Source organism: Halomonas sp. KHS3 (genome assembly GCF_000830495.1).
In the GTDB taxonomy this organism is placed as follows: domain Bacteria; phylum Pseudomonadota; class Gammaproteobacteria; order Pseudomonadales; family Halomonadaceae; genus Vreelandella; species Vreelandella titanicae.
Genome location: NZ_JWHY01000005.1, coordinates 37,337 through 60,516, shown reverse-complemented (window position 1 = coordinate 60,516; position 23,180 = coordinate 37,337). Strand labels below are relative to the sequence as shown.

The window sequence follows — 23,180 nt, the reverse complement described above, 5'->3', positions numbered from 1 at the left end:
ATTTTAAAGTGCACGGGGCAAGAGCCTGTTTACCCCTATGGTCTAACCAGCTAGCTTGAAGGCAGTGGATGTGGCTTTAGCGAGTGAACGATAGGTTGGCTATGCGCTCAGATAAGCATCACCATTAATCTTACTGATGGGAGAAAGAGCAATGGCAACACGGATGGAACGCGATAGCATGGGCGAGTTGGAAGTGCCTTCTGAGGCTCTTTATGGGGCACAAACCCAGCGGGCAATCAATAACTTCCCTGTCTCTCATTCGCCCATGCCCCCGGCCTTTATTCACGCTGTCACGCGTGTCAAGCTAGCGGCAGCCCGGGCTAATCAATCGCTAGGAGGGCTTGATAGTGCGCGGGGGGAAGCGATTCAAAAAGCGGCGCGGGAAGTGTTAACGGGCAAGCATGACCAGCACTTTCCTATCGATGTGTTTCAAACTGGCTCAGGTACCTCCACCAATATGAATGTCAACGAGGTGTTGGCTACATTGGCAAGCCGTGAAGGCGTTGAGGTAACCCCGAACGATCACGTCAATATGGGGCAGTCCAGCAATGATGTGATTCCCACGGCCATTCACCTGTCGGCTGCCATCGCGGTGCACGAATCGTTGCGCCCAGCCCTTGTCCACCTGCGTGACACTATCGACAAGCGGGCCAGTGAGCTGAGCCATGTGGTAAAAACCGGTCGTACTCACCTCATGGACGCCATGCCGCTGCGTATGGATCAAGAGCTGGGTGCTTGGTCTAGCCAACTAGGTCAGGCCATTGAGCGCTTTGATAGTGCCATGAAACGGCTGTGCCGATTAGCTCAAGGTGGTACGGCCGTGGGGACCGGCATTAACGCTCCTATCGGTTTTGCTGAGCAGGTCGCCCAAGAGCTGAGCGAACAGACCGGGTTGATGTTTACCCCTAATGACAGCTTCTTTGCCAGCCTCTCGTCTCAGGATGCGGCGGTAGAGCTCTCGGGGCAGTTGAAAGGCTTAGCCTGCGTGATTATGAAAATAGCCAACGACCTGCGCTGGATGAATTCGGGGCCGCTGGCGGGGCTGGGCGAGATTGAGCTCGAGGCGTTACAGCCCGGTAGCTCAATTATGCCTGGGAAGGTTAATCCTGTTATTCCTGAGTCAGCCGCCCAGGCCGCTGCCCAGGTTATTGGCCTGGATACCGCGATTACCGTGGCCGGGCAGAGTGGTAACTTTCAACTGAACGTGATGTTGCCGTTGGTGGCTTCCAACTTATTAACGTCTATAAGCTTGATGAGTAATACCGCTCGATTGCTGGCTGATCGTGCGATTGCCACCTTTAAGGTTCGTGAAGATAACCTGGAAGGCCCGCTGGCCAGAAATCCCATTTTGGTAACGGCGCTAAATGGCGTGATTGGCTATAACGCCGCCGCCGCTGTCGCCAAAGAGGCTTACCAGGCGGGGAGGCCAATTATTGATGTGGCGGAGGAGAAAACTGACCTTGATCGGGAGACGCTAGAGCGGCTGCTGGATCCGGTCGCGTTAACGCACGGAGGCATTCCTGAGTAACACGTTTAAGGTCAGCTATCTTTAGGCCAACCGCGTTCAGGTTTCCTGCTTTTCGGTTTTACCTTCCTGAATCGTTTCGCTGGCCTCGCTGCGCTCCTCAGCATCGGCTTCGGGCGTTTCATGCTCATCTTGACGCGAAGGGCGGTAGCAAAAGGTGGCCAGTATCGGGAAGTGGTCGGAGCCGAAGTAACTCAGGCGCTGCATGCCGACTAAGGTGAAGTGTTCGGTCACAAAAATGTGGTCAAGGGGCCAGCGCAACACGGGATATTTGGCGTGGAAGGTGCTGAATAAACCACGTCCCCGGCGTGGGTCGAGCATGCCGCCAACGCGGCAGAAAAGTCGCGTAGTGCGCGACCACGCTACATCGTTCAGATCCCCGGCGACCAACGTTGCTTGGGGATCTTCATGAATTTTCTTGCCGACCAATAGCAGTTCAGCATCCCGCCAAAGGGATTTTTCACTCTCACTGGGGGCCGGTGGACGGGGATGTAACGCGTAAAAGCGAATGCTATCGCCGTTAGCAAGCGTCACTCGGGTGTGAATAGACGGGATGTCGTCCTGAATTAGCCACTCCACCGAGGTGTTAGAGAGCTCCAGGTGCGAGTAAAGGTGCATGCCGTAAAGGTTGTCGAGCGGGATTTTAACGCTGTGCGGCCACTGCTCTGCGAGAGCCGGATCTAACTGATCTTGCCACCACTGGTCTGACTCCAGGGTCAGTACTATGTCGGGCTGATGCTGTTTAATCATATCGATCAGCGCTTGGGCCTGCCGGTTAGGGGTCAGTACGTTAGCGATCAGCAGCGTGATCGTTTTATCTGAATCGTTACTCTTCGCCGCCTTGACCTGCACCGGCCACAGCGGTGTCCAGGGCAGAATATAGTAGACTTGAAACAGTAAAGTGATGCCTGAGGCGAGCAGGGCTACCCATAGCCAAGGGCCAGGCTCAACGAAGATAGCGGCTAATAGCCAAGTGATTAAAGCTAGGCAAGCGATCTGCAGGCGTGGAAATTCAAAACTGCGGATCCACCACCAGTGTAAATGTATTCTTGCAATCAGCGTCGCCAATAACAGTACGATCGCTATGCTTCCTAGCAAAATACCCAGCATGGTTTATCTCCCTATAGAACACCCAGCACCTTGAAGCGCTAAGCCTAGCGCTAGAAGGTCACAGGTGTCGAATTGAGCCTCTATTCGTAATGGGTTTAAGGCTGGCGGGAGAGGGCGCGCAATGGAAAAGAACTTGCAATTCAGTGATAAGAGCGTAAGATATGCATCCGTTGCAAGGCGCGCGGCTATCCAATAGCCCATCTCAGAAAGTGCAATAGAACAGATAGCGCAATAGAACCATAGCTCAGTTGGTTAGAGCGCCACGTTGACATCGTGGAGGTCGGCGGTTCAAATCCGCCTGGTTCTACCAGCCTTATGCCACACCCCTTTTCAGGACCATAGCTCAGTTGGTTAGAGCGCCACGTTGACATCGTGGAGGTCGGCGGTTCAAATCCGCCTGGTCCTACCAGCTTTTATCAGAAACGCCCCAGGCAGTGATGCTTGGGGCGTTTTTGTGTGGGTGTTATATGGCGTTTTTTATTTTGTAGACTATAGCTTTTAACTAGCTCTTTTGAATTAGGTCGGGTAGGTCAGTTTGGCGCATAAACGTTGCTACCAGGGCCTCAATGCCTGCTTGGTCTTGTTGTGTGAAGCGCGCCTCCAGCGGGCTATCCAAATCCAGTACGCCCCATAGGTTGTCATCGACTACGATGGGAATCACCAGTTCAGAGCGAGAGTTGGCGTCGCAGGCAATATGGTCGGCAACCGCGTGTACGTCGTCCACTCGCTGGGTAGTTTGTTGGCGAGCAGCCGCGCCGCATACGCCTTTGCTAAAGGGAATCGGGTGGCAGGCGGGCTGCCCCTGAAAAGGGCCTAGACCTAACACATCAGGCTGGCGTTGAAGGTAAAAGCCTACCCAGTTTAAGTCGCTAAGCTGTTGGTGAATAAACGCACAGGTTTGCGCGCTGTTGGTGAGCCAATCACGTGTATCGAGCAGCGCTTCAAGCTGTCGATTGAGAAGAGGGTAGTCAACACTGTTTTGCATGAGGGATCCTTTGCTACAAACGCAACAGGCCGACACGTTTGCATTTGGGGTTACCTATGCGTGTCGGCCTGACGTCATCTATTGATGGCTTGCGGTATTACTCGATCCAGCCAGGAACTGCTGCGCCTTTGAATAGTTCTTCGGCTTTCTCGATCACTTCATCACGCTGATAGGCGTCGACCAGTTGACGAATCTCTTCACGCTCTTCGTCACCGCCGCGAACCGCGATCAGGTTGACGTAAGGAGACTCGGGGCCCTCTTTGATCAAGGCGTCATCCAGGCTTAGGCCAGCAGGCTGAGCGAAGGTGTTGTTGATGAACGCCATGTCGACATCGGGCAGCACGCGGGGGAGCTGGGCGGCTTCAATTTCGCGGAAACGGAAGTCGCGGGGGTTTTCAGCGATATCGATCGGTGTTGATTCGAGAAATTCTGGATCGTTAAGGGTGATCAGGCCTTCGTTGTGCATCAGGATCAGCGCGCGACCTTCATTTGAAGGGTCATTGGGCAGTGCGATTTGTGCGCCGTCAGGCAGGTCGTCGATACTGTCGTATTTTTCTGAGTAAGCACCAATCGGGTACACGAAGGTGTAACCAGCGATTGCCAGGTCATAGCCACGATCGTCGACCATCGACTGCAAATAGGGCTCATGCTGGTAGGCATTGGCATCTAGGCTGCCGTCTGCAAGGGCTGCGTTCGGGGTAACGTAGTCAGTGAACTCGATGATTTCTACATCAAGGTCGTACTCTTCTTTGGCAATGCGCGCTGCAACTTCCATCACTTCTGTTTCAGGGCCCGCAACGGTGCCCATTTTGATGCTGCGCGTTTCAGCATTGGCGACGTTAACGGCAAGCGCCAGGGCGGTAAGGCTGCCAATAATCAGTTTTTGCATGAATCTCTCCAGTGGCATTTTGATAGATGGTGCAATGATGCGGCAATAAAAAACTGTTGTCTAATGCATTTTAGTTATAATGGATGACAAATAAACGAGTGGCTACTTGCGATCGCTTTTGCGTACCAAGTAGTCGCCCAAGCTCTGAAAACCCTGCACCATGACGACCAAAATCACCACGGTAATCAACATGATGGTTGGGTTGAAGCGGTTATAGCCGTAGCGGATACCTAAGTCGCCGAGACCGCCACCGCCCACTGCGCCGGCCATGGCGGAGTAACTTACCAGTGTGACAACGGTAATGGTTAAGCCCGTCATGATCCCGCCGCGAGCTTCCGGAATCAGTACCTTGCGAATAATTTGCCAAGGCGTTGCGCCCATGGCTTGGGCGGCTTCAATTAATCCTGGCGAGATTTCATTAAGTGCAGCCTCGATAAGCCGAGCGACAAACGGAATAGCGGCAATCGTGAGCGGTACCGACGCGGCATTAATGCCAATCGAGGTGCCCACCAACATGCGCGTAAAAGGAATGATCGCTACCATCAAAATAATAAACGGGATGGAGCGACCAACGTTGGTAATAATGCTCAGTACTTGATTAAGTACGGGCTTCGCCAATATTTGCCGTGGGCGTGTAACGTACAGCATTACCCCAAGGGGCAAGCCGACGAGGGTAGAAATAAGTCCTGAAACGGCCACCATATAAAGGGTATCCAGCGTGGCCTGTAAAATGAGATCAATCATTGCGCTGGACATGGCCGAGTACCTCCACTTGCAGTTGATGAGATTCGAGATAGTGCATGGCTTGCTGGGTTTGCGTCGGAGAGCCGAGTAGTTCCGCAATCATCAGGCCCAGGGTGCGCTCCTGAATCGACTCTACTTTTGCTTGTAAAATGCTGACATCGACCCCGCACTCTCGAGCAAGGCGGGAAATCAGCGGCGTCGAGACTGCATCGCCAGAGAAGGTTAGGCGTACCACAGGGTGGGTGTTTTCGCCTGGGGCATCAAGGAGTCTCTCAATCAGCTCTTTGGGCGGTGTTAGCTGGAGGAAGTCGTTAAGAAACTCACGACCAAGCTGGGTACGCGGAGCGGTAAAGAAGTCGCCGACTTCAGCGTCTTCCACCAGTTCGCCGTCCGAGATCAAACTCACCCGGTGGCAAATCGATTTGACCACTTCCATCTCGTGGGTGATCAGCAGGATGGTAATGCCCAGTTGGTGGTTAATATCGCGCAGCAGTTCCAGTATTGAACTGGTGGTTTGTGGGTCTAGCGCAGAGGTTGCCTCATCACAGAGCAACACCTGCGGCTTGCTGGCTAGCGCCCGGGCGATCGCCACACGCTGTTTTTGACCGCCGGAAAGCTGAGCAGGGTACTGGTTGGCCTTATCTGCCAGGCCTACCATCTCCAGGAGCGGAATAACGCGATCGCGGACGGTGTGGCGTTTTTGCCCCATTAGTTCTAGAGGCAGGGCAACGTTGTCGAACACCGTGCGTGTGGTCAATAGATTAAAGTGTTGAAAAATCATGCCAATACGGTGACGCGCACGATTAAGCGCGGCGTTACTCAGCTGGGTCATTTCCTGACCATCGACCGTGACGCTGCCGCTCGTGGGGCGCTCTAAGAGATTAACGCAGCGAATTAGCGTTGATTTACCTGCGCCGGAGAGGCCGATGACGCCGTGAATAGTGCCTTTGGGCACACTGAGAGTGGCATTTTTGAGTGCATGGACGGCATTTGCGCCGCTGCCCTTGTTGTTACTGAAATAGGTTTTACTGACGTTGCTAAGTTCAATCATAGCGTCTGCCTTAACGGTAGGCCGAAGACGGAGTGCGGGATGCGAGCTGGGGGAGGGCCAGTATCGAATAGAAAATAAAAAAGGCCACCCCAATGGGTGGCCATCAACGCTGGACACACCCGTTTAGCTGCACTTCACTCAATCAGTAGGCTAAATACTAAGCCATAGACTAGGTGGACGCCCGCAATCTGGGTACAAATCGGCGTCATTACATTTGCGGCAAAATTTTAGAGATAGGTCGCTGCCTTGTCAATTTTATCCATCTGATTTTATGTTGTAAGTCGCCGAGTCAGCATTATTTTCTGATTTTTATAAATATTTAAGTTTTTAGTTCTGTGCGTGCGTTTTTAAAGATGTGCAGCTGGATGAAGTTACCTTGAGTTGAAAGCAGCCATAGAAAAGTCAATGGCGTAGAATGGCGGGATCAAGAAACCCTCAAGGCAGAATGCACGGCGGTGAGGGAGCAGTAGGAAGCTTGCGCCATTCATTGAGCGCTTTTGCTACTTGCTCTTTACGACTTATTTGAATTACACGGCTTTTTTATTAGATGAGGAGAAAGCGCCTTATGTTTACTGGCATTGTGCAAGGGGTAGCCAGGGTTGTGGCGGTACGCGAGCTGGATGATTTTCGCGTGCATGTGTTGGAAATGCCCCCCGCGATGCGCGAAGGGCTTGAGGTCGGAGCGTCTGTTGCTCATAACGGCGTTTGCTTGACGGTAACGGCCATAGAGGGGGATAGCGTTAGTTTTGATTTGATGCGTGAAACGCTGCGATTGACTAATCTTGGTGCAATCACCCCTGGGCAATGCGTCAATATAGAGCGCGCGGCGCGCTTTGGTGATGAGATAGGCGGACACTCCATGTCAGGCCACATCATTTCCATGGCAGAAGTGGTGGCCATCGAAGAGGCCCCCAACAACCGTCGGCTATGGTTTTCGCTGCCGGAACGACTGGGCCGATTCGTGTTTGAAAAGGGCTATATCGGGGTGGACGGTATTAGTTTGACCATTGGGGATGTACGCCCCACTGAAAGTGGGGATGTGGAGTTCAGCGTCAATTTAATTCCTGAGACACTTTCGCGTACCACGCTTCAGGATCGAGCCCCCGGGGATCAGGTCAATATTGAAATTGACCCGCAAACCCAGGTGATCGTTGAAACCGTTGAGCGAGTGCTTTCTCAAAAAAGCGGCGTTTAGTAAGTGACGCGGCAATGGCAATAATCAGCTTTTTTGGTTAATGGGTTGACCGATCGGTTAGTTCATGGCCTAAAGATTGCTAGACATTAGGCGGCGGGCGATTTCCGCCAACATTGGTCGCTACGCTGAGGCGCTCGCATCACAGCGAGCGTTTCGGTAGTATGTGCGGCTTTTCTCAGCACCAGAACGCATACTCATGCGGCGTTAGCGCTAAGGATAAAAAGATTCATGAAACTTCTGGATAACTATTTCAAGCTCTCCGAGCACAAAACCAACGTGAAGACAGAAGTTATCGCCGGGATCACCACCTTCCTGACGATGGCCTATATCATCTTTGTCAACCCGAGCATTTTGTCTGAAGCGGGGATGGACTACGGCGCAGTGTTCGTCGCCACTTGCCTAGCGGCAGCGATTGGCTGTTTCGTCATGGGGATGTGGGCTAACTACCCGATAGCTCAGGCGCCAGGCATGGGTTTGAATGCCTTTTTCACCTACGGCGTGGTGCTGGGGATGGGCTATACCTGGGAAGCTGCGCTGGGGGCGGTGTTCTTCTCAGGTCTAACGTTCTTCTTGTTGAGTATTTTTAAAATTCGCGAGTGGATCATTAACTCCATTCCTATGACGTTACGGTTGGGGATCGCCGCTGGTATTGGCCTTTTCCTGGCAATGATAGCGCTTAAGAACGCCGGTATCGTGGTTGCCAACCCCGCGACCTTTGTTTCCTTAGGTGATCTTTCCCAACCCGCGGCTATTTATGCGCTGCTGGGCTTCTTTGTGATTACCGCGCTCTCTTACTTGCGAGTGACTGGTGCCGTCATGATCGGGATTTTGGGGATTACTATTGTTGCAATGGTGCTCGGCCATAATGAGTATGGGGGCCTGATGTCGATGCCACCCTCTATTGCACCTACCTTTATGGCGATGGATTTGATGGGCGCGCTGGATGTGGCGATGCTTAGCGTGATCTTTGCCTTCCTGTTTGTGGATCTATTTGATACCTCCGGCACCCTGGTAGGCGTTGCTCACCGCGGCAAGCTGTTGGACAAGGATGGCAAGTTACCGCGCATTGGTCGCGCCATGATGGCCGACAGCACCGCGTCAATGGCGGGTGCCGCCTTGGGTACTTCCACCACCACAAGCTACATTGAATCGACGGCGGGTATCGCTTCGGGTGGCCGTACTGGGTTAACGGCGGTAGTGGTTGGTGTTCTGTTCCTGATCAGCCTGTTCTTCGCTCCGCTGGCGGGTTCTATTCCGGCCTACGCTACCGCAGGTGCGCTGCTGTATGTGGCGGTATTGATGGCAGGAAGTTTGGCTCACGCGAACTGGGAAGACCCCACCGACGCCGCGCCGGTACTGATTGCCGCCCTGGCGATGCCGCTGACGTTCTCGATTGCCGAAGGTATTGCGCTTGGCTTTATTAGCTATGTAGCGATCAAGGCGTTGTCGGGCCGTTTTGCCGACCTGAATCCGGCGGTGATTATTTTGGCGTTGCTGTTTGCGACAAGATACCTTTTCTTGGTTTGATTGATCATTACCACTTTTTATTACTCAATGAGAGACGCGATGAGCATCTACGGCGACTACATTAAGTCCGTCATTCGCACGGTTCCCGATTGGCCTGAACAGGGCGTGAACTTTCGCGACATCACCCCGTTGCTGCAAAATAGCGCGGCCTTTCGCAAGCTGATCGATAGCTTCGTTCACCGCTATCAGGAAATGAACCTGGATGCCATCGCGGCCATTGATGCGCGTGGCTTTATTATTGGTGCGCCGCTCGCTTATGAGTTGGGTTGCAGCTTTGTACCGGTGCGTAAGAAGGGCAAGCTGCCTTTCAAGACCATCAGCGAGACTTATAAGCTGGAGTACGGACATTCAGAAGTGGAGCTGCACTCCGATGCGTTCCAGAAAGATGACCGTATCCTGCTGATGGATGACCTCATCGCCACCGGCGGCACCATGCTGGCCGCGGCCAACCTCATTCAGCGCAGCGGTGGTCAGGTGGTTGAGACCGCCACCATTATTGATCTGCCTGAGCTGGGCGGATCGCAGAAAATTCGCGATGCTGGTTTCAGTGTATTCGCAGTTTGTTCTTTCAACGAAGACGAGTAATGCCCCATGAGCAGCGATCGCTACCACCAACACTTCACTGTCTCCTGGGATCAGTTGCACCGTGATGTGCGCACCCTATGCCATCAAATGATCGAGCGTGATTTTAAAGGCATCGTAGCGATTACCCGCGGCGGTTTAATTCCCGCCGCGCTGATTGCTCGGGAGCTTAATATCCGGCTGATCGATACCGTGTGTATTAAAAGCTACGACCATATGGATCAGGGCGGTCTGGATATCATGAAGGGCGTCGATCATGACGGTGAAGGTTGGTTGCTGGTCGATGACTTGGTGGATACTGGCAAAACAGCGCGGGCAGTACGTAAAATGCTGCCTAAAGCTCACTTTGTGACTATCTATGCCAAGCCGGATGGTCGTCCCTTGGTGGATCAATACCTGACCGAAGTTGCCCAGCAGTGCTGGATTCAGTTCCCCTGGGATATGGGTGTTGCATACGTTGAGCCGCTTGTTGATCAAATGAAGAGGTAATAATGGCCAATCCACTTCCCGACGATTGGAGTCAGTGGCTGGGTAATGAGTTTCAGGCTGACTATATGCTGGCGCTAAAAGATTTTTTGGCGCAGCAAAAAGCTGCGAAGAAGATCATATATCCCCACTCAACGCAGTGGTTTCGTGCCTTTGAACTGACCCCATTGAACGAAGTGAAGGTGGTTATTTTAGGCCAGGATCCCTATCACGGGCCCAATCAGGCTCACGGTTTATGCTTTTCCGTGCAGCCCGGCGTACCCGTGCCACCGTCGCTGGTCAATATCTACAAGGAGTTGGCCACTGATGTTGGTTTTACCCCCGTGCGCCACGGCCATCTGGAAGCATGGGCCAAGCAGGGCGTGTTGTTGTTAAACACTTCGCTGACTGTGGAGCAGGGCAATGCGGCATCTCATCGCGGTAAGGGATGGGAGCCCTTCACTGACCGCGCGATTGAAACCGTCAGCCAGCACGCGCCGCCGTGTGTGTTTCTGCTGTGGGGCAGTCATGCGCGCCAGAAGAAGGCGTTAATCGACCAAAGGCGCCATTTAATACTGGAAGCCCCGCACCCATCACCGCTCTCTGCGCATCGGGGCTTTTTTGGTACCCGGCATTTTTCCCAAGCCAATCAATTTCTTCAGGCGCAAGGGCGAGCACCTATCGAATGGCAATTGCCTGAAACCCCTTAACCTCGTAAGTGGTTGCGGGTAGAATACGCGCAATTTTGTGCCTAGCTGATGCAACCTTGGTTGCCATTCTGAATCCCCTGCAGTGAGGAAGTCCCATGAGTGTTTACGCCATTAACCATCCGCTTGTACAACATAAGCTGGGTCTGATGCGCGAAGTTGACCTGAGCACTAAGAGCTTTCGTGAACTGGCAGGTGAAGTCGCCAAGCTGCTGACCTATGAAGCAACCAAAGGTCTTGAACTGGAAGATCATGAAATCCAGGGATGGAACGGTGAGCCAATTGCAACGCGCCGATTAAAAGGTAAAAAAGTCACCGTCGTACCGATTCTGCGTGCCGGGCTCGGCATGCTGGAAGGCGTAACGGATCTAATCCCGAGTGCACGGGTGAGCGTCGTAGGTCTGTATCGTGATGAAGAGACGCTGCAACCGGTGCCTTACTTTGCCAAGTTTGCCAACGATATCGAAGAGCGCATGGCGATCGTGATAGATCCCATGCTGGCCACCGGTGGTTCGATGGTCGCAACACTGGATATGCTCCGTGAGCGTGGCTGTGAGCATATGAAGGTGATCGTTCTCGTCGCCGCCCCTGAGGGTATCAAACGGGTGCAGGACGCTTACCCCGATATCGAAATTTACACCGCCTCGATCGATGACCGCCTCGACGAAAATGGCTACATCGTCCCCGGACTAGGTGACGCTGGCGATAAGATTTTCGGAACGCGCTAAGCATCGTTATTGACATTGCCCCTTACGCCCAGCGTCAGGGGCATTTTTTTGTATACCTGCTATCAAATCAATAATCACTAGGAATTCACTTATGCGTGAAGCTGCCAGTCAGGCTGAGTCGTGGCCAAAAGTCATTTTAACCGGCGCACAAATGCTATTTGTGGCGTTTGGCGCCTTGGTGTTAGTGCCGCTTTTGACAGGACTCGACCCAAGCGTTGCGCTGTTCACGGCTGGGGTGGGAACCTTGGTATTTCATGGGGTCACCAAGCAGAGCGTGCCGGTGTTTTTAGCCTCATCGTTTGCCTTTATAGCGCCTATTCAAGGCTCTGTGGCGAGCTTTGGCGTTTCGGCAACCATGGGCGGGCTAATGGCAGCGGGGCTGGTCTATGTGGCGATCTCTCAGGTTGTGCGCTTAAAAGGCACCGCTTGGCTGCATCGCTTGCTGCCCGCTGTGGTGGTGGGGCCGGTGATTATGGTGATTGGCCTGGCGCTGGCGCCGGTGGCCGTAAGTATGGCGACCGGTGAAACCAGCGACAATATCGGCTATGGCGCGGCGATTTTCTTATCAATGACCAGCTTGCTAGTCACGCTTGTGCTGGCCGTTTTTGGTCGCGGGCTACTTCGCCTAGTGCCGATTATGGGGGGCATTATCACCGGCTATTTTTTAGCGTTGCTGATGGGGGTAGTCGACTTTACGCCAGTGCATGAGGCGGCGTGGTTATCGATACCCAGCTTTACCGCACCCAGTTTTCACTGGGCTGCCATTCTGTTTATGATTCCGGTCGCGATTGCCCCAGCGGTAGAACACATTGGTGATATGGTGGCCATTGGTTCGGTGACCCGCAAAAACTACCTGGAAAAGCCTGGCCTGCATCGAACTCTGTTAGGCGATGGGCTGGCGACCAGCGTAGCAGCGCTGGTCGGCGGGCCGCCGAATACTACTTACTCGGAAGTCACCGGGGCGGTAACGCTTACTCGGGCATTTAATCCCAAGTACATGATTGTTGCCGCGATTATTGCCATTGTGCTGGCGTTTGTGTCCAAGCTTGGCGCGTTGCTGCAGACCATTCCTGGCCCGGTAATGGGCGGTATAATGACGCTGTTGTTTGGCTCCATTGCGGTGGTCGGTATGAACACACTGGTACGTGCAGGACAGTCGCTGACGGCGCCGCGCAACTTGGTCGTGGTTTCGCTGATACTGGTGTTCGGGATTGGCGGCATGCAGTTTGGTGGAGGCCAGTTTACGCTGCAGGGCGTTAGCCTGGCCGCTTTGGTGGGTATTGCGTTGAACTGGCTATTACCCCGTGAGCAAGAGGGCGAGTAGAGTCATCCTCTATAACGCTGTGTGAATCGTTAGAATGGTAGCGTGAGTGATCATCAGGAGTTTCGGCAGCATGGAAAACGAACTAACCGCACCTTTTCCCATACTGGGGATTGCTGCCTGGAGCGGTACCGGAAAAACGACGCTGCTAGAGAAGCTGTTGCCACGATTAGGGGAGTATGGCTTGAGCGTCGCTGTCATCAAGCATGCGCACCACTCGTTTGATGTCGACCAGCCCGGCAAGGATAGCTATAAGCTGCGTAGCGCAGGTGCCGCACCGATACTGGTGGCTTCCCGTCAGCGCTTTGCGCTGATGCAGGAAACCCCTGACCAGGAAGAGCCTGATTTAGCCCAGCTAATTGCCATGATGGCGCCGCACGATCCCGATTTGGTGATTGTCGAAGGCTTCAAGGCTTGGCCGATTCCCAAGCTGGTGCTATACCGCGATGGGATTGGCGATGCGGCTATTTTAACCGGCCGATGGGTTGAGGCAGTCGCGCTCAGTGCGCCACCGCCTATCGACCTGGCGGCTTCGGTGGCTCAGTTAGATCTAGACGATAGCGAAGCGGTTGCACAATGGGTAGTGACCTGGTTAAGCGCTAAAAACGATACGATGTCTTCAAAAAATATGTCTTCAAAACAGCAATGGTGACAACATGCATCTGACCCACCTTAACACCCGTGGCGAAGCCAATATGGTGGACGTCGGCGATAAGCTGGAAACCCGCCGCGAAGCAGTCGCCTCCGGGCGCATTATAATGCAGCCTGAAACGCTGAAATTGCTTAGCGATGGTGAACTGCCCAAGGGTGATGTGCTGGCCACCGCGCGTATCGCTGGTATTCAGGCGGCCAAACGTACTCATGAGCTGATTCCTCTCTGTCACTCACTGGCGCTCTCCAAGGTTTCTGTTGAGTTCGATATTGATGTGGCCGAATCCTGCGTTCATGTGACCTCGCTGTGTCGCTTGAATGGACGCACTGGGGTCGAAATGGAAGCTCTTACCGCTGTTTCGGTAGCCTGTTTGACGCTTTACGATATGTGCAAAGCGGTCGATAAAGGTATGCGTATCGAGGCTATACAACTCGACAGCAAGCAAGGTGGTCAGCGTGGCGACTACCAGCGTATGAGCACCCAGGCGCCGATTGTTACCGGTGACGGCGTAGCCGGAGAAGTCAGCTTGGGCGAGCGCTGCCCTTCACCCTGCGTGCGGGTTAAGTTTTTAGCCGAACTGCGCGAGCGGGTAGGCGAAAGTGAGACCGTCGTGAGTCTCGATCAACTGGCTAGCCGCGACATTAGTGGATTAAAAGCCGCGCTGGCCGAGCAGGATAGTCGCTTTAAACAACTCACCGACCAGCGTACGCTGTGTGCGATTAATCAGGTCATGGCCAATGACGAGGCGTTAGTGACCGATGATGACGAAGTGGCGTTTTTCCCGCCAGTAACAGGGGGGTGAGGGTGGATAATAAGCTGGATATTAAAGTAACGATTCAAGCAGCCCCGTTTCCAATGGACTACGGCTATGACGATGCCTTGGCGGGGCGTAGTGATATTGGCGCGGTGGTGTGTTTTACCGGCTTAGTGCGTGATTTTAATGAAACGCCGGACGTCACAGGGTTAACGCTGGAACACTATCCGGGAATGACCGAGCGTACGCTGACGGAGATTGGTGAACAGGCTTGGCAGCGCTGGTCGCTCCAAGCGGTGCGGATTATTCATCGTGTCGGTTACCTGGGGCCAGGCGATCCGATTGTGCGCGTACTCGTGGCCAGCGCACACCGGCGTGAGGCGTTCGAAGCCTGCGATTTTATTATGGATTATCTGAAAACCCAGGCGCCTTTCTGGAAGAAAGAGCACTCTGCCCAGGGCGAGTATTGGGTCAAAGAGCGTCACTCTGATCAACAAGATGCAGCGCGCTGGGAGTGAGACGGCCGCGTTGCTGCGCTTTTTTTCACAATAATGCGCAGCTCTAACGATTGGCGGCGTTGTCCAGGGGGATAGTCTCTGGCATTTCGGCGGCCATAATCTGTAGATGTACATCGGGCAGGTGCTGCATATGCTCCGCCAGCCACTGCACCATGCGAGGCTGTAATGCTTGGCGCAAGTCGGCAAGCGTCTCTGCTGCAATCTCCTCAAGCTGATCATCCAGCCAATCATTAAAGCTATCTTCATCCAGCGGGCTGGCCCCCGAGGCATCCAGCATCAAACGGCCAATACGCGCCCATCCAGTGTCAGTAGCCGTCACCGGCAGCGCTAAGTATAAGCTGCCGCGACGGGCCTTGTTGGCGTCGTGCACCTCAAGGCCAGGGTGGGGCACCACGCTGTTTTGACTGACTATGCAGGGCGGCTGCGGATAGCGCGACTCACAGCGCAGCCCGTGACTGTCAAAGCAAATTAGATCGCCGTTCACCGGCGTCAATGGAGCGCTAATGCCTAGCTGTTTGGCAATAGTCTGATGAGCCTGTTGGTGGCGGGCTTCGCCATGCACCGGTATGAGATGTTTTGGCCTGACCCACTGATACAGCTTGATCAGTTCATCCTGAGCGGGGTGCCCGGTAGCGTGCAGTTCAGGGTGGTTGAACTCGTCGTAGAGGTTGACACCTAAGTGCGCCAAACGCTTTTTAAGCTGTTCAATGGGGCGTTCATTGCCAGGAATGGCTTTAGCCGAAAAAATAACGTTATCGCCCGGCTGAAGATCCACAAAAGGGTGGCGACCCTGGGCGAGGCGCTGTAGCGCAGCTCGGGGCTCACCCTGGCTACCGGTGGCGATAATCACCACTTCATCCGGGGGAAGATAGCCTAAGTCATGATTGGGCACCAAAGGCGGTAAATCATCCATATAGCCGAGCCCCCGGGCAACGCTGACCATGCGCTCCATTGAACGGCCCATCAAGCTAATGCGTCGGCCACACTTCTGAGCGGCGCGCCCTATCGCTAACACCCGGGCAAGGTTACTGGCAAAGCAGGAGACCACCACCCGGCCCTGGCAGTTGCTGAGGGTTTTTGTCAGGGCGCGGGCGACGTCCCCCTCGCTGCCGGAGTGCCCGGGCATGGGGGCGTTAGTGGAATCGCCCACTACCAAGTCAACCGGGGCAAGCGCCTTGAAGAGGGCTGCACTGATCGGCGTGCCGATAATCGGTTCAGGGTCGAGTTTCCAGTCGCCGGTATGTAAAACGCGATAGCCACCGGCCATCATTATTAGCGCACAGCTTTCGGGAATGGAGTGGGTTAAAAGTAAATAGCGCAGCGTGAATGGCCCGCTCTCTAGGGCCTCGCCAGGTTCAATGACATGGATAGCCGCACCGCTAAGCTGATGCTCGGCAAATTTTAGCCGCAACAGGCCTGCCGCCAGCGGGGTGGCGTAAATGGGGCAGTTCCACATCGGCCATAGCCAGGCTGCGGCACCAATGTGGTCTTCGTGACCATGGGTGATAAATAGCGCTTTGGGCACGATCCCTAGTGCTTTCGGCGTATCAAGATTGGGTACCTGCAGCGGCGAGTTGGGAAGATCCTGGCGGATCATCATGCCGCAGTCCACGGCTATCCAGTGATCGTCATAGCCGTATAGCGTTAGATTCATTCCAATCTCACCGCATCCCCCCAGCGGCAAAATGCGCAGCGGTGGACGACGACGGGGACGAATTTGAACGCGTGGTGAATGCATCTGTTATGAAAAACCTAAAAAGTAGTGTCTTAACTATACGGGAAGGCAGGGGCAGCTAACAATCATCCACGGCCTTCCGATACACTATGCGACCTAAGCCGCTGGTTTGTCATAATTAACTTAGCAATAGGTCAAGAGTAGCTCACATGTCTCATTATTATCGTTTAGTAGTTTCCTGTCCTGACCGGGTGGGTATTGTTGCACGGGTATCGAGCTTTATTGCCCAGCAGGGCGGCTCCATTACCGAAGCTAGCCAGCACTCCGATTTAGAAACCGGCTGCTTTTTTATGCGCTACGAAATTCTGGCGGATTCGGTAGGTATGTCGGCGGAAGCGCTGAGCGCGGCATTTGAACCGATAGCCAGCGAATTCAATATGCAGTGGTCGCTGGTGGATACCCAGCAGCGTAGGCGCGTCGTGCTGATGGTGTCGCGGGAGTCACATTGCTTGGTAGATCTACTTTACCGCTGGCAGGCGGGGGAACTGGATTGCGACATTGTCGGGGTTATCTCCAACCATGATGATATGCGTTCGCTGACGGAGTGGTACGGTATTCCTTATCACCATGTACCGGTCGACCCCGACGATAAGCAAGCATCGTTTGCCAAGGTTCAGGCCGAAATCGACAGTGCCCGCGCCGACTGCGTGGTGCTGGCGCGCTATATGCAAATACTGCCCCCTGAGCTGTGCGCGCGCTATGCGGGGCGAGTGATCAATATTCACCACAGCTTTTTGCCCTCTTTTGCCGGGGCTAAGCCCTACCACCAGGCCTACCAGCGGGGGGTTAAGCTGATTGGCGCTACCTGCCACTATGTGACCGAGGAACTCGACGCAGGCCCCATCATCGAACAGGATATCCATCGCGTTAGCCACTGTCATACGCCTACTGATCTAGTCCGCTTTGGTCGTGATGTGGAGAAAGCCGTGCTCGCTCGCGGTTTGCGTTGGCACTTAGAGGATCGTGTGTTGGTGCATGGCAACAAGACAGTGGTATTTAGCTAAGTACTCTATAATGCCCGCCCATCAACCTGAGAGGCCGCCATGTCATTTGCGCAAAGTGTATTAGCGCCCTGGGCGCTGCTGCTCACCTGGCTACTCTCGTTAGCAGTGATCGCATGGGCGCTTTGGGGGCGGCCCTGGCAGGTGTTGATAGCGGATTCAGCGCTTCAGCACCGCTGGCTGGGTGCTACGCTGGCGGTGATGCTGATGTGGCAGCTTCGTGCCCAGGCTGTTGATTGGCTAACGCTACACCTTGTTTTTACAGTATTGATGACACTCGTTTTTAAAGCGCCATTAGCGCTGATTAGCAACGTGCTGATCAACATTGCCATGGTGGTGATTGGCCGCAATGAGTGGATGTTGCTGGGGGCAAATGTGCTGGTTACCGGGATCGTCCCGGCGGCCGTTATTGGCACGGTATGGCGGCTGGTAGATCGCCGCCTGCCGGATAACTTGATGGTATTTCTGTTTGCCTGCGGCTTTTTTGGCGCGGCGCTGGCAACGCTGGGAGGAGGCTTGGCGGCGGTAGTGCTGATTATCGTCGCGGGTACAGACCCTGAGGCGATCTATCTCGCCCAGGAGTATGCGCGTTTTTTACCACTGCTAATGCCTTCAGAGGCATTTATTACTGGCATGCTGCTGAGCATCCTGCTGGTCTATCACCCAAACTGGGTGGCCACCTTCAATGACCACCGCTATATCGACCTGCAGTAGCGGATTTATTAGCCGAGTGCCTGGCCGTTGCCACCACGAATTACGCCGACTCCAACGCCTTCAATATCGAGCGCTTGAGAGCGCAGGTCGATTTCAATGGGCGCAAAATCAGGGTTCTCTGCAAACAGCGTCACTTGATGCCCCTGGCGTTTGAAGCGTTTAACCGTTACTTCATCGTCCAGGCGGGCAACCACGATCTGGCCATCGCGAACCCGGTCAGTGCGATGAACCGCCAGTAAATCACCTTCCAAAATGCCAATATCCTTCATGGAAAGGCCGCGTACGCGCAGCAGATAGTCAGCTTTGGGAGTGAAGTACTCGGCCGGTAGCGGGCAGTAGCGATCAATATGTTCGGCGGCCAAAATGGGGCTGCCGGCAGCTACTTCCCCGATCACAGGCAGGCCAGTGGGTGGGGCTTCCACGTTGGTTGTGGGTAAGGCGGGGACTGCGCTATCCAGGACTTCTTGAGGTTCCTGGTTGGGCAGGCGGATGCCGCGAGAGGTGTTGCGGATAATGCGAATAACGCCTTTGCGTTCCAGCGCGCGCAGGTGCTCTTCAGCCGCATTGGGTGAGCGGAAGCCAAGTGCTTTGGCAATCTCGGCGCGGGTAGGAGGGTAGCCAAATTCGCCCATGGTCTTAACGATAAAATCAAACACGTGCTGTTGGCGAGCGGTTAGCGGACGCGACATACCAGACTCCATAAATAGTGAATAGACAGTAACAAGTTAAATGTCGACTTAATCAATAAGTGTTTAAGTATACAGTATGTTCCTCTGTCCAGTATATGGCTTGTCAGTGCCTATTGCCGATGTCTATGCAATTTTTCTAATCGTTTGAAACTAAGTTTCTGCTTATTTAATACGTCACATTTTGTCAATAAATCAAGCGTTGAGCCCGCCTACGTTATGGCATAGTATTTTGCTATGTTTTAAACACCTGTTTCCCTGGAGAGCGACATGGCTCAATCTGATACGGTGACCCGTATACTCGACACCGCCGAGGTGCTGTTTGCAGAGCGGGGTTTTGCTGAAACTTCGCTGCGCAACATCACTAGCAAAGCGCGGGTTAACTTAGCCGCTGTTAATTACCATTTTGGTTCCAAAAAAGCCTTGATTCAGGCCGTTTTTGCCCGCTACCTGGATCCGTTTAGTCAGCGCTTTCATACTGCGCTAGATGAGCTCGAGGGCCAACACGCCGGGCGCGTTATCCCGCTGGAAACACTGCTCGAGACCATGGCAACTACCGTTCTCGCGGTGCCCGCCGAGCGCAATAGTTTGAAAGTGTTTATGCGCCTGCTGGGTCTTGCCTACAGTCAAGCACAGGGACATCTAAGACGTTATATCCAGGAAGAGTATGGCGATGTGTTTACACGCTTCACCGAGCTTGTGCGCAAAGCAACGCCGGATCTGCCTGACGCCGAGCGTTTTTGGCGGCTACACTTTGTGCTCGGCACGGTAATCTTTACCCTGTCTGGCCTTGATGCGCTACGCGATATCGCGGAGAAGGATTACCACGAGCAGGTCTCTGTGCGTGATTTGGTCAGGCGATTGCTCCCGGTAGTGGTGGCTGCTATGAATGCGCCGTTACCCATAGCCCTTGACGGTGCCAAGCCAGAAGAAGGAAAACATGCGAACTCCTACGCTAGCTGAGCTACCTCCAACGGAACATATCTGGCTGGAGATTGATACTACCGAACAGTTGCTGCGCTGTTGGCGAGGGCCAAAAGTGCTCCATGAGTGTTCTATTTCATCCGGTGCTGCCGGAAGCGGGGAGCGCAATGGCAGTGGTAAAACCCCCCGCGGGTGGCACTATGTGCGCGCGGCCATTGGCGGAGATATGCCCGAAAATGCGGTGTTTCGAGGTCGCCGCTGGACGGGCGAGACATTTTCGCCCGAACTCGCCGAAGAGCATCCAGAGCGTGACTGGATTCTGACCCGCATACTGTGGCTGTGTGGCTTGGAAAAGGGCGTGAACCGCGGTGGTCAGGTGGACTCGCAACGGCGCTATATTTACCTGCACGGGACGCCGCCTGACGAGCCCATGGGCGTTGCTGCGTCCCACGGCTGTATTCGTTTACGCAATCCTGATCTGCTCTATATCTTTTCGTTAGCGTTGCCGGGTACCCCTGTTTGGTTGCACGGTGGCCGCCAGTCCTTTGATTGATCAGATTTTGACACCGCTAGACGATCGTCTAGAATCATCGCCCCTTTTCATGGACCTATCACGATGACTCAACCGTTAGGCCCGGTCATGCTTGACCTTGAAGGCCCAAAATTGACGGCTGCAGAAAAACGCTTGCTTCTAGAACCGACGGTAGGGGGCGTAATTTTGTTTGCCCGCAACGTTGAAAATGGCTATCAGGTTCGCAAGCTCTGCAGCGATATTCGCCGTGTGCGTGCTGATTTACTGCTTGCCGTGGATCAAGAAGGCGGTCGCGTTCAGCGCATAAAAGAGGGGTTAACACGCCTGCCTGCCATGGCGCGTATCGGCGAGTGTTACCGCGCTGCCCAGGGAGAGGGGCTGGCGTTAGCTAAAGATGCCGGCTGGTTGTTAGGGATGGAGATGGCTGCCTGCGGTCTGGATCTGAGCTTCGCCCCGGTACTTGATGTGGAGAGCGGTCTATCCAGCGTTATTGGTGATCGTAGTTTCAGCAGTGACCCACAGCACGTAGCCCAGCTGGGCAATGCATTTATTCAGGGGCTTCACGATGCCGGTATGGCCGCTGTGGGTAAGCACTTTCCCGGCCACGGTGGTGTCGCGGCGGACTCACACGTTGCATTGCCGATAGACGATCGCCCGCTAGAAGTGATGAAACAGCACGATCTTGTGCCCTTTACCCAGTTAGCTTCACAGTTAGATGGGATTATGCCTGCACACGTTATTTATAGTGCTTTTGATACGCGCCCAGCAGGCTTTTCACCCAACTGGTTGGGCATGCTGCGGGAATCGCTAGGCTTCAAAGGCTGCATTTTTTCAGATGACCTGAGTATGGCCGGCGCCCACGAGGCGGGAGACCCCAAAGCGCGTGCCCAGGCAGCGCTGGCAGCAGGCTGCGATATGCTGTTGGTATGTAATGACCGAGCCTCCGCGCTTGAAGTGATGGAGGCATGCCACGGAATCAATTCTAAGCGCCCCGCTAAGTTGCGCTATAGCCGTGCGCGCCCAGACCTAGATGCGCTGAGTGCATTGGGCCGTTGGCGTCGTACCCACGCTAAGCTGGAAGCGCTAGCGGATAAGCCCCAGTCCAGCGCGGAAGCCGAGTAAGCCCAGTGCTGAATAAATCTCTTACTTAAATAAATGAAGTTTTAACCCGCCGTGGAGTTGGTAGATGTCAAAGTTGGATAAAGAAGCATTAGAGTCGCTGGACTCGATGCGTGAGCTGATGGATAACGCCGACTGCCTAATTTCTCAGCAAGAGGTAGAGCGGGCGCTGGATCGTATGGCGGAAGAGATTACTCGGGATTTAGGCGATAAACTGCCGGTTTTTTACTGCGTAATGAATGGTGGCTTGATTACCACCGGTCATCTGCTTACCCGCTTGGGCTTTCCGTTGGAAGTAGATTATTTGCATGCCACTCGCTACCGCAACGAGCTGCGCGGCGGCGAGCTTTTTTGGCGCGTTTCCCCTGAAGTGCCCATGGCGGGCCGTCACGTAGTGATTGTTGACGATATCCTGGATGAGGGGGCGACCCTGGCGGCCATTTTGGCTTACTGCGAAGAGGCCCAGGCCGCCAGCGTTACCACAGCGGTGTTGGTCGATAAACAGCACAACCGCAAAGCAGTGCCTGGGTTGAAAGCCGACTACTGCAGCCTGGAAGTTGCCGACCGTTATGTGTTTGGCTTTGGTATGGATTACAAAGGCTACTGGCGCAACGCGCCGGGAATTTTTGCCCCCAAAGGCATGTAATCCACTGAGGGCTTGCGTAGTTTTTACATTAGCGGGGCGAGAAACGCCTCGCTAAGCCGGTTTCAGCAATCATCCGCGTTGAAATCTCCTCCACCGAGAAGCGTGTCGCATCGATGAAGGGAATGTGCATGGTGCGGTAGAGCGACTCGGCCTGTTCCACTTCTTGTAGGCACTGATCCATCGAGCTATAGCGGCTATTGGGGCGTCTCTCGTTGCGAATTGCCGACAAGCGTCGCGCATCGATGGTTAACCCAAACAGCTTTTGCCGATGGGGCACGAGCGCCTTGGGTAGCTTCAGCATGCCATCTTCGTCTAAATCGTCTTCCGTCAGCGGGTAGTTAGCCGCCCGAATGCCAAACTGCAGCGCCAGATAAAGCGAGGTAGGTGTTTTGCCGCAGCGCGAGACGCCAACCAGGATGATATCCGCTTTATCGTATTGGTGGGTGCGTGCACCGTCATCATTATCCAGCGCGAAGTGGACGGAGTGGATACGATCCATGTAGACATCATCGCTGCCTATCGAGTGAGTGCGCCCAACGCTGTAGGAGGAGTGGGTCTCTAGTTCTTGCTCTAAGGGCTCCAGAAAGGTGGAAAAAATATCGACCTTAAAGCCGGACGCCTTACGAATAACGTCGCGTATTTGTTGATCCACAATGGTGTCAATGATAATGGGGCGATGACCATCCCGGTTGGCTGTCGACTCAATAATCGCTGCTAACGCGTGCGCTTTTTCCAACGTATCGATATAGGGCTTGGTCTGCATATCGATCTCAACATCGCTGAACTGGGCCAGCAAGCTACGTCCTAAACTTTCCGCCGTGATGCCGGTACCATCTGAAATAAAAAAAGCCGTACGTTTCATAACTAAGTCCACGGGTGAGTGATACGGCTATTGTGAGCCGAGCTGTTTGTCAGCACAACGTGTCATCATTGGGCGTTTTGGCGGGCTCAAATGTATCTGACTACATAAATAGCCCAAAAAGCCCTGCTGTTGTAAAAATCCTCCACTCTCTTCGCTATTAGACCAATGGCGAATATATTGGCGTGGTGCTAGGGTGTCTCAATCAATT

The 23,180-nt window shown here is 54.0% G+C and carries 25 protein-coding genes and 2 tRNA genes; 19 read left to right on the top strand and 8 right to left on the bottom strand.

The genetic code is table 11. The features are described 5' to 3' along the window. Window positions 1-151: 151 nt before the first annotated feature. Window positions 152-1,528 carry a class II fumarate hydratase gene (locus RO22_RS13405; protein WP_041158504.1) on the top strand — a complete coding sequence of 459 codons (1,377 nt, stop codon included), beginning with the start codon at window positions 152-154 and terminating at the stop codon, window positions 1,526-1,528. Between the two features lie 36 nt (window positions 1,529-1,564). Here the strand turns inward: RO22_RS13405 and RO22_RS13400 are convergent, their stop codons facing one another. After that, window positions 1,565-2,635 carry an endonuclease/exonuclease/phosphatase family protein gene (locus tag RO22_RS13400; RefSeq protein WP_009286938.1) on the bottom strand — a complete coding sequence of 357 codons (1,071 nt, stop codon included), beginning with the start codon at window positions 2,633-2,635 and terminating at the stop codon, window positions 1,565-1,567. A gap of 233 nt (window positions 2,636-2,868) precedes the next feature. Here RO22_RS13400 and RO22_RS13395 point away from each other — a divergent pair. Both RO22_RS13395 and RO22_RS13390 read left to right on the top strand, forming a co-directional pair. Then, window positions 2,869-2,945: transfer RNA gene (locus RO22_RS13395), tRNA-Val, on the top strand. A gap of 22 nt (window positions 2,946-2,967) precedes the next feature. Further along, a tRNA-Val gene (locus RO22_RS13390) sits at window positions 2,968-3,044 on the top strand. 93 nt (window positions 3,045-3,137) lie between these two features. Here RO22_RS13390 and RO22_RS13385 read toward each other — a convergent pair. The 4 genes from RO22_RS13385 to RO22_RS13370 all read right to left on the bottom strand — a co-directional run bounded on the left by RO22_RS13385 (window position 3,138) and on the right by RO22_RS13370 (window position 6,304). Continuing rightward, complete coding sequence (locus tag RO22_RS13385; protein WP_022523239.1) at window positions 3,138-3,620, bottom strand: GAF domain-containing protein; 483 nt, start codon at window positions 3,618-3,620, stop codon at window positions 3,138-3,140. Between the two features lie 97 nt (window positions 3,621-3,717). After that, window positions 3,718-4,509: a MetQ/NlpA family ABC transporter substrate-binding protein gene (locus tag RO22_RS13380; protein ID WP_007114419.1), complete on the bottom strand. Its 792-nt coding sequence runs from the start codon at window positions 4,507-4,509 to the stop codon at window positions 3,718-3,720. A 102-nt stretch (window positions 4,510-4,611) separates the two neighbouring features. Continuing rightward, entirely contained in the window at window positions 4,612-5,265 is a 654-nt protein-coding gene (locus RO22_RS13375; RefSeq protein WP_041158653.1) for a methionine ABC transporter permease, read from the bottom strand. Beyond that, complete coding sequence (locus tag RO22_RS13370) at window positions 5,246-6,304, bottom strand: methionine ABC transporter ATP-binding protein (RefSeq protein WP_022523241.1); 1,059 nt, start codon at window positions 6,302-6,304, stop codon at window positions 5,246-5,248. The genes RO22_RS13375 and RO22_RS13370 overlap by 20 nt, the downstream gene beginning before the upstream one ends. Window positions 6,305-6,869: 565 nt before the next feature. Between RO22_RS13370 and RO22_RS13365 the strand changes: the two genes are divergently transcribed. The 10 genes from RO22_RS13365 (at window position 6,870) to moaE (ending at window position 14,753) form a co-directional block, all read left to right on the top strand. Further along, window positions 6,870-7,499, top strand: coding sequence for a riboflavin synthase (locus RO22_RS13365; RefSeq protein WP_022523243.1), 630 nt, complete (start codon window positions 6,870-6,872; stop codon window positions 7,497-7,499). 228 nt (window positions 7,500-7,727) lie between these two features. After that, on the top strand, window positions 7,728-9,026 hold the full coding sequence (locus RO22_RS13360) for an NCS2 family permease (protein ID WP_009286934.1): 1,299 nt from the start codon (window positions 7,728-7,730) through the stop codon (window positions 9,024-9,026). 39 nt (window positions 9,027-9,065) lie between these two features. After that, on the top strand, window positions 9,066-9,611 hold the full coding sequence (locus RO22_RS13355) for an adenine phosphoribosyltransferase (protein WP_022523244.1): 546 nt from the start codon (window positions 9,066-9,068) through the stop codon (window positions 9,609-9,611). A gap of 6 nt (window positions 9,612-9,617) precedes the next feature. After that, a complete protein-coding gene (gene gpt, locus RO22_RS13350; RefSeq protein WP_009286932.1) occupies window positions 9,618-10,097 on the top strand; it encodes a xanthine phosphoribosyltransferase in 480 nt (159 codons plus the stop codon). 2 nt (window positions 10,098-10,099) lie between these two features. Further along, window positions 10,100-10,783, top strand: coding sequence for a uracil-DNA glycosylase (gene ung / locus RO22_RS13345; protein ID WP_009286931.1), 684 nt, complete (start codon window positions 10,100-10,102; stop codon window positions 10,781-10,783). A gap of 95 nt (window positions 10,784-10,878) precedes the next feature. Further along, complete coding sequence (gene upp / locus RO22_RS13340; RefSeq protein ID WP_009286930.1) at window positions 10,879-11,508, top strand: uracil phosphoribosyltransferase; 630 nt, start codon at window positions 10,879-10,881, stop codon at window positions 11,506-11,508. A gap of 91 nt (window positions 11,509-11,599) precedes the next feature. Beyond that, complete coding sequence (locus RO22_RS13335; RefSeq protein ID WP_027957463.1) at window positions 11,600-12,832, top strand: uracil-xanthine permease family protein; 1,233 nt, start codon at window positions 11,600-11,602, stop codon at window positions 12,830-12,832. Between the two features lie 70 nt (window positions 12,833-12,902). Continuing rightward, on the top strand, window positions 12,903-13,481 hold the full coding sequence (mobB, locus tag RO22_RS13330; protein ID WP_035537673.1) for a molybdopterin-guanine dinucleotide biosynthesis protein B: 579 nt from the start codon (window positions 12,903-12,905) through the stop codon (window positions 13,479-13,481). Window positions 13,482-13,485: 4 nt separating this feature from the next. After that, window positions 13,486-14,283, top strand: a complete 798-nt coding sequence (gene moaC, locus RO22_RS13325) for a cyclic pyranopterin monophosphate synthase MoaC (RefSeq protein WP_009286927.1) — start codon at window positions 13,486-13,488, stop codon at window positions 14,281-14,283. Window positions 14,284-14,285: 2 nt separating this feature from the next. Continuing rightward, complete coding sequence (gene moaE, locus RO22_RS13320) at window positions 14,286-14,753, top strand: molybdopterin synthase catalytic subunit MoaE (RefSeq protein ID WP_223827940.1); 468 nt, start codon at window positions 14,286-14,288, stop codon at window positions 14,751-14,753. A 43-nt stretch (window positions 14,754-14,796) separates the two neighbouring features. Here the strand turns inward: moaE and RO22_RS13315 are convergent, their stop codons facing one another. Next, a complete protein-coding gene (locus RO22_RS13315) occupies window positions 14,797-16,407 on the bottom strand; it encodes a ribonuclease J (protein ID WP_027957460.1) in 1,611 nt (536 codons plus the stop codon). A gap of 230 nt (window positions 16,408-16,637) precedes the next feature. Here RO22_RS13315 and purU point away from each other — a divergent pair, with 230 nt between their 5' ends. Both purU and RO22_RS13305 read left to right on the top strand, forming a co-directional pair. Continuing rightward, window positions 16,638-17,492 carry a formyltetrahydrofolate deformylase gene (gene purU, locus RO22_RS13310; RefSeq protein WP_027957459.1) on the top strand — a complete coding sequence of 285 codons (855 nt, stop codon included), beginning with the start codon at window positions 16,638-16,640 and terminating at the stop codon, window positions 17,490-17,492. 39 nt (window positions 17,493-17,531) lie between these two features. Then, window positions 17,532-18,203, top strand: a complete 672-nt coding sequence (locus RO22_RS13305; protein WP_009286924.1) for an energy-coupling factor ABC transporter permease — start codon at window positions 17,532-17,534, stop codon at window positions 18,201-18,203. Window positions 18,204-18,211: 8 nt separating this feature from the next. Here the strand turns inward: RO22_RS13305 and lexA are convergent, their stop codons facing one another. Beyond that, the gene (gene lexA / locus RO22_RS13300) at window positions 18,212-18,892 is read right to left on the bottom strand and encodes a transcriptional repressor LexA (protein ID WP_027957458.1); all 681 of its coding nucleotides are present in this window, start codon (window positions 18,890-18,892) and stop codon (window positions 18,212-18,214) included. A 267-nt stretch (window positions 18,893-19,159) separates the two neighbouring features. On the opposite strand from lexA, the gene RO22_RS13295 reads away from it, so the two are divergent. The 4 genes from RO22_RS13295 (at window position 19,160) to RO22_RS13280 (ending at window position 22,110) form a co-directional block, all read left to right on the top strand. Then, entirely contained in the window at window positions 19,160-19,852 is a 693-nt protein-coding gene (locus RO22_RS13295) for a TetR/AcrR family transcriptional regulator (RefSeq protein WP_022523252.1), read from the top strand. Next, window positions 19,830-20,366 (top strand): L,D-transpeptidase, encoded by a 537-nt coding sequence (locus RO22_RS13290; RefSeq protein WP_027957457.1) that lies wholly within the window; start codon window positions 19,830-19,832, stop codon window positions 20,364-20,366. Before RO22_RS13295 ends, RO22_RS13290 begins: the two co-directional genes overlap by 23 nt. Window positions 20,367-20,429: 63 nt before the next feature. Then, on the top strand, window positions 20,430-21,467 hold the full coding sequence (nagZ, locus tag RO22_RS13285) for a beta-N-acetylhexosaminidase (protein ID WP_041158503.1): 1,038 nt from the start codon (window positions 20,430-20,432) through the stop codon (window positions 21,465-21,467). A gap of 64 nt (window positions 21,468-21,531) precedes the next feature. Continuing rightward, complete coding sequence (locus RO22_RS13280) at window positions 21,532-22,110, top strand: hypoxanthine-guanine phosphoribosyltransferase (protein ID WP_009286922.1); 579 nt, start codon at window positions 21,532-21,534, stop codon at window positions 22,108-22,110. A 28-nt stretch (window positions 22,111-22,138) separates the two neighbouring features. On the opposite strand, the gene RO22_RS13275 is transcribed toward RO22_RS13280, so the two are convergent. Further along, the gene (locus RO22_RS13275) at window positions 22,139-22,972 is read right to left on the bottom strand and encodes a pyruvate, water dikinase regulatory protein (protein WP_041158502.1); all 834 of its coding nucleotides are present in this window, start codon (window positions 22,970-22,972) and stop codon (window positions 22,139-22,141) included. Between the last annotated feature and the right edge of the window lie 208 nt (window positions 22,973-23,180).

Excerpts from the sequence above, each read along its gene's own strand:
- RO22_RS13405 (WP_041158504.1), top strand. The coding sequence starts at position 152 with ATGGCAACACGGATGGAACGCGATAGCATGGGCGAGTTGGAAGTGCCT.
- RO22_RS13400 (WP_009286938.1), bottom strand. The coding sequence starts at position 2,635 with ATGCTGGGTATTTTGCTAGGAAGCATAGCGATCGTACTGTTATTGGCG.
- RO22_RS13385 (WP_022523239.1), bottom strand. The coding sequence starts at position 3,620 with ATGCAAAACAGTGTTGACTACCCTCTTCTCAATCGACAGCTTGAAGCG.
- RO22_RS13380 (WP_007114419.1), bottom strand. The coding sequence starts at position 4,509 with ATGCAAAAACTGATTATTGGCAGCCTTACCGCCCTGGCGCTTGCCGTT.
- RO22_RS13375 (WP_041158653.1), bottom strand. The coding sequence starts at position 5,265 with ATGTCCAGCGCAATGATTGATCTCATTTTACAGGCCACGCTGGATACC.
- RO22_RS13370 (WP_022523241.1), bottom strand. The coding sequence starts at position 6,304 with ATGATTGAACTTAGCAACGTCAGTAAAACCTATTTCAGTAACAACAAG.
- RO22_RS13365 (WP_022523243.1), top strand. The coding sequence starts at position 6,870 with ATGTTTACTGGCATTGTGCAAGGGGTAGCCAGGGTTGTGGCGGTACGC.
- RO22_RS13360 (WP_009286934.1), top strand. The coding sequence starts at position 7,728 with ATGAAACTTCTGGATAACTATTTCAAGCTCTCCGAGCACAAAACCAAC.
- RO22_RS13355 (WP_022523244.1), top strand. The coding sequence starts at position 9,066 with ATGAGCATCTACGGCGACTACATTAAGTCCGTCATTCGCACGGTTCCC.
- gpt (WP_009286932.1), top strand. The coding sequence starts at position 9,618 with ATGAGCAGCGATCGCTACCACCAACACTTCACTGTCTCCTGGGATCAG.
- ung (WP_009286931.1), top strand. The coding sequence starts at position 10,100 with ATGGCCAATCCACTTCCCGACGATTGGAGTCAGTGGCTGGGTAATGAG.
- upp (WP_009286930.1), top strand. The coding sequence starts at position 10,879 with ATGAGTGTTTACGCCATTAACCATCCGCTTGTACAACATAAGCTGGGT.
- RO22_RS13335 (WP_027957463.1), top strand. The coding sequence starts at position 11,600 with ATGCGTGAAGCTGCCAGTCAGGCTGAGTCGTGGCCAAAAGTCATTTTA.
- mobB (WP_035537673.1), top strand. The coding sequence starts at position 12,903 with ATGGAAAACGAACTAACCGCACCTTTTCCCATACTGGGGATTGCTGCC.
- moaC (WP_009286927.1), top strand. The coding sequence starts at position 13,486 with ATGCATCTGACCCACCTTAACACCCGTGGCGAAGCCAATATGGTGGAC.
- RO22_RS13315 (WP_027957460.1), bottom strand. The coding sequence starts at position 16,407 with ATGAATCTAACGCTATACGGCTATGACGATCACTGGATAGCCGTGGAC.
- purU (WP_027957459.1), top strand. The coding sequence starts at position 16,638 with ATGTCTCATTATTATCGTTTAGTAGTTTCCTGTCCTGACCGGGTGGGT.
- RO22_RS13305 (WP_009286924.1), top strand. The coding sequence starts at position 17,532 with ATGTCATTTGCGCAAAGTGTATTAGCGCCCTGGGCGCTGCTGCTCACC.
- lexA (WP_027957458.1), bottom strand. The coding sequence starts at position 18,892 with ATGTCGCGTCCGCTAACCGCTCGCCAACAGCACGTGTTTGATTTTATC.
- RO22_RS13295 (WP_022523252.1), top strand. The coding sequence starts at position 19,160 with ATGGCTCAATCTGATACGGTGACCCGTATACTCGACACCGCCGAGGTG.
- RO22_RS13290 (WP_027957457.1), top strand. The coding sequence starts at position 19,830 with ATGCGAACTCCTACGCTAGCTGAGCTACCTCCAACGGAACATATCTGG.
- nagZ (WP_041158503.1), top strand. The coding sequence starts at position 20,430 with ATGACTCAACCGTTAGGCCCGGTCATGCTTGACCTTGAAGGCCCAAAA.
- RO22_RS13280 (WP_009286922.1), top strand. The coding sequence starts at position 21,532 with ATGTCAAAGTTGGATAAAGAAGCATTAGAGTCGCTGGACTCGATGCGT.
- RO22_RS13275 (WP_041158502.1), bottom strand. The coding sequence starts at position 22,972 with ATGAAACGTACGGCTTTTTTTATTTCAGATGGTACCGGCATCACGGCG.